Genomic DNA, 7,989 nt, shown 5'->3' with positions numbered 1-7,989 from the left:
GAGCTGGGGAGCTGGGGAGCTGGGGAGCTGGGGAGAAGAGTAACACCCCAAATGTTTTTTTGTCCTCCTTGTCCCCTTGTCCTCCTTGTCCCCTTGTCCTCCTTGTCCCCTTGTCCTCCTTGTCCTCCTTGTCCCCTTGTCCTCCTTGTCCTCCTTGTTCCCTTGTCCTCCTTGTCCCCTTGTCCTCCTTGTCCCCTTGTCCTCCTTGTCCCCTTGTCCCCTACACCCTACCTGAACCCCATTTCTCGAAAGCTCGGCGCAGGGGACTAGGTGGCAGTGTTTCCAGATTAAAAGACTGACCTTGCCTAAGTCGTTCCAAGGCTTCAAAAAAGGCTTTGACGCCTGCGGCTGAACCATCGGGGTGATCCATAATGCCTGTACCGGCATTGAGAATTACGTCTTGACCGTAATCGGAGAGTGCCTTGGGTACGATGCCAGGATGAATGCCTGCCGAAGGGACGGGGAAGACATTGCGCGATCGCAAATTATCTCGAATTCGTGCTTCCTCAGCAGAGTCAAAGGGTAAACTACCATAATGGGCAGGATAAAGAACGGCATCCGCACCGCCATGTGCCATCAGGGTTCCCAAAACGACTGAATAAGCCATACCGTAGTCGGGGGAAGCACATAGAGCCCCAGCCAAAGCCGGATGAGCAAAAATGGGTACATCAATCTCTGGGTCAGCGGCTAGGGCATCAAGTACAGAAAAGCCGTAAGTCAGGACGTTGAGAAGCAGGGCATTTGCCCCCTCACGGACTAACAGACGAGCTTTCTCGATTAATTTACCCGCTGCCCCTGTGACATTGACAGCATAGAGTACCGTGCGACCCGTTTGCTGCTTGACCTGGTCAAGGACTTGACAACAAGCTTCTAAGCGTTTTAGCGTCGGTGCCACCTCCAAGTCCGCCATAATCTCGTCGTCTTTAATAATATCTAGCCCTGCACTAGCAACCTCTTGCAAAATAGCAGCATGGTCATTGGCAGAGAGTCCCAATGCTGGCTTGAAAATTGCCATAACTAGGGGGCGGTTAACGACGCCCAGTCGTTCCCGGATGCCTGTAATACCTAGTTTGGGATGTCTACCGTAGTTTTCCGGCAGGCGCACTGCTACCACCTTAGCGGCACCTGCCATTGAATATTTGCCAAAAATCATCGTCAGTAGGCTCGGGATGTCGTTCTCCACGTTGGCTTCCGGAAAACGGATAGTGGCAATACTAAAACCATCGGGTTCCGTAATACCTTTGACGACTTCACCGAGATGCGATCGCAAAACGTCCTCCCGATGGCTGAAACGCGCATCCCAACTGCCGGCGGTTTGCCCAATGGCAATAATCTTAGCTTGCCTTTCGGCATCAACACCCGGTGGAAAGCGGTAGTCAACTTCAATCGTCATTGTTTTAGAACGACAGTTAGCAGTTCAGTAGGGACTCAGACGCTGTGTACACAATACCCTAGGGACAGGATATCAGCAACATTAGAGCTGTCTTGGGTTAAACCGTTACCAAAATTTTTACAAATATAACTGCATAAAGTGATTACTTTTATAGGAGTAAATTTTATACCCTAAAGTCTATGCAAAATACTCTAAAAATTCACTAATATTAATAGGACAATACTAATAACGAGCACTAACCCCATCATTCAGTAATTTAGAGGGGAGAATTGATTATCACACAAACAATCAGCACGAGTACAAACGTTATCGGAGGTTCAAGAATGCCAAGTAAGATCGTTGTTACAACTAATAATAACGATGGTTTTGGTTCTCTAAGAGAAGCGATCGCCTTGGCTCAGTCGGGGGATACGATTCAATTCGATCCTAGCCTTACTAGTAAAGCTATCACCCTCAGAGGACAAATTGAAGTCCCCCCAGGCAAAAACCTGATTGTTGACGGTATAAATGCCCCAAATTTAACGATTAGCGGCAACGAATTGTCCCGTATCTTTTATGTCAACTCCAATCAGGATTTACCCGCCAGTTTGACCCTGAGAAACATTACTCTTGCCAATGGTTATACCAGCGAGCGGGGTGGGGCAATACAAATAACCCATAAGGGAGTACTGAAGGTAGAAAACGTTGAATTTAAAGACAACGTTGCCGATAAAGGGGGAGGTGCAATCTACAGTGAGTGGGAAACTAGATTAACAGTCACGCGGAGTAAATTTGATGGCAATAAAGCGATCGCAGGGAACGACGAACGGGGTGCAGGCGCGATTGCGTTTGCCAGTCCCGGCAGCTTCACGGTAAAGGACAGTGAATTTACCAACAATCAAGGGATTAACGGCGCGGCTATCAATAGCCTCAATGGGAAGTTAACCATTGAAAATTCAAAATTTATCGACAACGATACCACCGCCGGCTTCTATGATACGGGCAAACCCAATCCATTTTTAAGGGGTTTTGGGGGTGCGGTGTATACTGATAGAGCCAGTTCTACTGGTGAACCCAATGGCGGCACCATTCAAATTAGCAACAGTGTATTTGAAGGCAACAAAGGTCGGGGTGAAGGGGGAGCCGCTTATCTCTACACTGCAGCCACAGACAACGTAATCATTGAAGGCAGTCTCTTCCAGAATAACGAAATTCTAGCACTTCCTAACGGCGGAAATGAGGGTAATGGTGGTGCCGTAGTCCAACTTAGTAATGGACTCAATCAGGGATTAACCGTCCGCAATAGCACGTTTGCCAATAATACGGCTGCCCATCAAGGAGGTGGCTTGTGGACTTATGACGCTCCTACCGAGATCCTCAACAGTACGTTTTCAGGTAACAAAACCCTAGGCGATACCCCCAGTAGCGTTGGCGGGGGCATGGCACTCTACAGTCCTACTGATATTGAAAACACCACAATTGCCTACAATCACGCTGGCTGGGTTGGTGGTGGTATTGCGGCGAACAATAATGCGTCAGTTACTGTCAAAAATACAATCTTCTACGAGAATACGGCAGATAATGGGCAAAATGATTGGGGTATTCAGCAACATACCAGCCGTGAATTAACAGACTTGGGTGGTAATGTCCAATATCCTCCCAAAGCAACCAATAACTGGAATGATTACAACGCTACAGCCACAATTACAATCATCGATCCCTTGCTAGGTCCATTGCAAGATAATGGCGATCGAGTTCCGACTCATGATGTGGGTAATCCAGAAGTAAAATATGCAGGAGCGTTCCCTGTAAATTCTACAGGTACTGCCAACAATGCACCAACCTTAGTCACTGCCATCTCTGACTCTACCGCTAGCGAAGATAAACCCTTCAGCTTAGACATCAGTAACAACTTCGACGATAGTGATGCCGAGGATAAATTAAGCTTCACTGCCACCCTAATAGGAGGAGGTGAACTTCCAAGCTGGCTGAGTTTTGACTCTGTTACTGGCACATTTAGTGGCACTCCTGCGGATGCAGCGATTGGCACCCTTGGTATCACCGTAACAGCGGATGACGGGAGGGGAGGGGTCATTAGCGATACTTTTGACTTAACCATCGAGGGTAATGACAGAGTTAACCCAACCCTGACATTGAATAGCCAAAACGATCTCTTGAAGATTGAAGGCAACCCCGAACAAGCCAAACTGCAATTCACCCTCACAGGAGGAGACTCGGGTTTAGTCAATGAGATTGGGGTTTTTGTAGTTGATGACGCCCAAGGTACGATCAACGGTATTGCTCCGGGTGAAGTCGGTTATCTGCAAGCGGCTATCGAGCGGGGACAAGTGGTTTTTTCAAATCTCCCTGATTATTTGGCGGGTAATAACCTCACCCGTATTTTAGAAGGATTCGAGGGCTATACTCTGGGGTTTTTCTTGGTGCAAGATAGTTCGAGGGATAATGTACTGGCTGAGTTAGAAGCTGGACGGACGCCGACTAATGTTTTCTTTGGTCTTACCTCTGCCAATACCAATAGTTCCGACTATTTACAGGTTTCAGATCTAGGTGACGGCTCGTTTAGTTTCGATTGGCGAGACCAAATTGGAACGAATACGGTTAACTTTAACAGTCTGAAGATGACCGTTAAGCTAACTGACGACTCTCCTGTATTGGGTACTCAGTTGCAAGCCCAACGAGAACTTATCGATTTGCGTGCTCGAGTTGGCATGGTGCAAGCTGACTTTAAATCCATCAAGAGCGAAGCTGGCTTTAAAAATTCTATCGGTCTGTATCTGATTGAAAATGAGGAAGGAGCAGTCAAAGACCCAATAACGGGTGAACTCATTAACCCTAGTGATACAGGTTACGCACAAGCTGCCTTAGCCCAACAAGCGGTAACAGACCTTAACCGAAATACGGGTAATTTCTTGACAGCCTTAGAGGGGGGAGTAATTCTGGCTCCTTACATCATTGCCAATGGCACCACGGAGGACTTTCTGACTCGAAATCCCGACAATCAGAACTTGGGTTATCGAGAGCCTATCGCTTACTTCGGTTATTTGGGGGCTAATCCCGACGGGGTTGACCACATCCGCGTCCTCGGTGACAACACCTTTGGTTTCGAGGATTTGTACGGCGGCGGCGACATGGACTTTAACGATATGGTCTTCCGGGTTGAGTTTACAGGGGCTGCTTAACCTGAATCCCTAATTTGGTCTGATAACCAACCCAAGCCGATGCGAGTTTTAGCCGTTGGCTTGGGGCAACTCTTAAAACGTTTTATAATTTTTTGACAATAGATTTAACAGTTCTTTACGATTAAAGAGTTAATCTATCGTTAACGTATCATGGCACGCCAGCGAGCTAAGTCTGAGTTGCCAACAAAAATCTGTCCCGTCTGCGGACGTCCGTTTACTTGGCGTAAAAAATGGTCACAATACTGGGATGAGGTGAAATATTGTTCGGAACGCTGCCGCAGACGCAGGTCGCAAGCCAGTTAAACGTCTCAAGTCAAAATAAGGAGGTTAGTCAATTTCGATGCAACCCAAACTGATTATTCACGGTGGTGCAGGGAGTTCTCTCAAATCTAAAGCCGCCATTCACGCTGTGCGTCACTCCCTTTATAAAGTGATTGATGATGTTTATTCGATGCTTAGGGCGGGTGCTGATGCCGCCGATGCAGTCATCCGAGGGTGTCAGCTATTAGAAGATGATCCCCGCTTTAACTCCGGCACGGGTTCGGTGCTGCAATCCGATGGACAAATCCGCATGAGTGCTAGCTTGATGGATGGAAAAGCTCAACGCTTCAGCGGCGTGATTAATGTCTCTCGCGTCAAAAATCCGATCGACTTGGTAAAGATTCTACAAGATTCGCCTGATCGCGTGTTGTCCGACTACGGTGCAGCAGAACTGGTGCGAGAACTCAATATCCCAGTTTATAACCCTCTGACCGAAAAGCGTTTGCACGAGTGGCTCGAAGAGCGGCAGGGCAATTTCGAGCGGACAATGGCGGATGTTGTTGCTGAACCCGAACCAGAATTCGTTAAGCCATCGGAACCAGGACGCGGCACCATTGGTGTCGTTGCTTTAGATCATAAAGGTTGTTTGGTTGCAGGCACGTCTACGGGGGGCAAAGGCTTTGAACGGGTTGGTCGTGTCAGCGACTCTGCCATGCCAGCCGGAAATTACGCTAACCGTTACGCAGCAGTTAGCTGCACGGGAATTGGGGAGGACATTATTGATGAATGTCTGGCAGCGCGAATTGTCGTTCGTGTAACAGATGGTTTAGCACTTAAGGACGCCGTGGAGCGTTCTTTCGCGGAAGCCAGAGAAAATGGGCGGGACTTTGGCGCGATCGCTCTTGACAGAACGGGAGCGATCGCGTGGGGGAAAACTAGCAAATCCCTCCTTGCTGCTTACCACACAGGGCATCAGATTGGAGATACTCTCGAAAGCATGGAGGAGGCACAAGGGATTGAGTTAGAACAGGAAGAACGAGCTGCTTGATTGAGGAATCTGCGGTCTTATTCTTAACGCCTGTCTCCTTAGTGACTTACTCCCACACTCTAATCTTGATTAGAGTGTGGGCTTCTCATCCCTTTACGGGATTCGCGTTTTATACTGAAATGATTTCGGCAGTAGTTAAGATGTCATTGGGTCTGGAGTTGCCCTTTAAGGGTTTTGACTGTAGTAGGTCAGAATTGCCAAGGCGATAAATAGGGTAAGGAGTATCCACCGACCTTGCTTGAGTATGTCATTGAGAAATCTGTCCACGCATTTACTCCTTTCCTACTTCCTTTGTGCCTTGATCATGACAGCTATTCGTCCTATCTGTCAGTGCCATTCCCTCGCTCAGATGCGCTAAAGTGGCAATCGCAAGGCGTAATTAGATAGAGGGTGACACGAGGCAATGACGGTAGAGCTAACTCCCACAATCAATATGGGTGATGAAATTCAACAAGACCATTACTCAAATACCCAACCTGACACCGATCGCTGTGATCAGACACCCCCCCGCCAAACCTGGACAATTGAGGAGAGTGAAAAACTCTATCGCATACAAGGATGGGGAGAACCCTACTTTTCGATCAACGCCGTCGGTCATGTCACCGTTTCTCCCAAAGGCGATCGCGGCGGTTCTTTGGATTTGTTTGAACTCGTCGAAGCCCTCAAACAACGCAATCTGGGACTGCCTTTGTTAATTCGCTTCTCTGATATTTTAGAAGACCGAATCGAGCGGTTGAATGCCTGCTTTGCCAAAGCGATCGCTCGTTACAAATACCCAGGCACCTATCAAGGGGTCTATCCAATCAAGTGCAACCAACACCGACATCTAGTTGAAGATTTGGTACGCTTCGGTCAACCCTATCAGTTTGGTCTAGAAGCGGGATCTAAACCCGAACTCACGATCGCCCTGGCAACCCTCACAACCCCCAATTCCCTACTCATTTGTAACGGCTATAAAGACCGAGAATACATTGAAACTGCCCTGTTAGCAACGCGGTTGGGACACAAACCCATTATTGTTATAGAGCAGGTCGAAGAAGTGCAACTAGCGATCGAAGTGGCGGCGCAGCTATCCATCGAACCCGTGTTGGGAGTGCGAGCCAAGCTGACGACGAAAGGCACAGGGCGTTGGGGAGAATCCACCGGCGATCGCGCCAAATTCGGTCTGACAATTCCAGAAATCCTCACCTGCGTTGAGCGATTGCGGGATGCTGGAATGTTGCGATCGTTGCAGCTATTGCATTTCCACATCGGTTCTCAAATCTCTGCCATTAGTGTCATCAAAGATGCAATCCGAGAAGCTAGCCAAATTTACGTGGAACTCAAGACCTTGGGGGCGAATATGCAGTACCTTGATGTCGGCGGTGGTTTAGCGATCGACTACGACGGCTCCAAAACCAACTTCTACGTCTCGAAAAACTACAATATGCAAAACTATGCCAACGATATTGTAGCTGAAGTTAAGGAAGCCTGTGAAGCCCGTCAGATATCAGCACCCGTGCTAATTAGCGAGAGCGGTAGGGCCGTCGCATCTCATCACTCTGTTCTGATTTTCGATGTACTCAACACCAGCGATGTTCTACCAGAAGAACCCACCCCCGCCCAGAAAAATGAGCATTTAATTATCCGCAACCTTTGGGAAACCTACCGTACTATCAGCGTCGAGAATTATCAAGAAGCCTACCACGATGCTATCCAGTTTACGGAAGAAGCCAAAAGCCTCTTTAGCCTCGGATACCTCAGTCTCACCCAGCGCTCTAGAGCCGAACAACTGTACTGGGCTTGCTGCGAAAAGATTCTGAAAATTGCCAGGACTGAGGACTACGTTCCCGATGATCTTGAAGACTTAGAAAAAATCATGGCGTCGATTTATTACATTAACCTATCAGTTTTTCGCTCCGTTCCTGACTCGTGGGCAATTAACCAACTGTTTCCCATCATGCCCATCCACCGACTCAAGGAAGAACCGACACGCCGGGGTATTTTAGCTGACCTCACCTGTGATAGTGATGGTAAAGTTAACCAGTTTATCGACCTGCGAGATGTTAAATCAGTGCTAGAACTGCATCCTCTCCGAAAGGCAGAGGAGCAGGGGAGCAGGGGAGCAG

At 48.2% G+C, this 7,989-nt stretch carries 5 protein-coding genes; 4 read left to right on the top strand and 1 reads right to left on the bottom strand.

Annotated elements, in window-relative coordinates; genetic code table 11:
- Window positions 1-220: 220 nt before the first annotated feature.
- Entirely contained in the window at window positions 221-1,393 is a 1,173-nt protein-coding gene (locus IQ257_RS28095; protein ID WP_193881610.1) for a RuBisCO large subunit C-terminal-like domain-containing protein, read from the bottom strand.
- 323 nt (window positions 1,394-1,716) lie between these two features.
- On the opposite strand from IQ257_RS28095, the gene IQ257_RS28090 reads away from it, so the two are divergent.
- The 4 genes from IQ257_RS28090 to speA form a co-directional block, all read left to right on the top strand.
- Window positions 1,717-4,572: a DUF4114 domain-containing protein gene (locus IQ257_RS28090; RefSeq protein WP_193881608.1), complete on the top strand. Its 2,856-nt coding sequence runs from the start codon at window positions 1,717-1,719 to the stop codon at window positions 4,570-4,572.
- Window positions 4,573-4,722: 150 nt separating this feature from the next.
- Window positions 4,723-4,875: a DUF2256 domain-containing protein gene (locus IQ257_RS28085; protein ID WP_193881606.1), complete on the top strand. Its 153-nt coding sequence runs from the start codon at window positions 4,723-4,725 to the stop codon at window positions 4,873-4,875.
- Between the two features lie 37 nt (window positions 4,876-4,912).
- Window positions 4,913-5,881 carry an isoaspartyl peptidase/L-asparaginase gene (locus IQ257_RS28080; protein WP_193881604.1) on the top strand — a complete coding sequence of 323 codons (969 nt, stop codon included), beginning with the start codon at window positions 4,913-4,915 and terminating at the stop codon, window positions 5,879-5,881.
- 403 nt (window positions 5,882-6,284) lie between these two features.
- On the top strand, window positions 6,285-7,989 hold a 1,705-nt coding region (gene speA, locus IQ257_RS28075; RefSeq protein WP_228061106.1), incomplete at its 3' end, for a biosynthetic arginine decarboxylase.

Source organism: Coleofasciculus sp. LEGE 07092 (assembly GCF_015207375.1).
Taxonomy (GTDB): Bacteria; Cyanobacteriota; Cyanobacteriia; order Cyanobacteriales; family Coleofasciculaceae; genus LEGE-07092.
The sequence above is the reverse complement of the archived record's forward strand: the minus strand, read 5'-3'. Positions and strand labels throughout refer to the sequence as shown.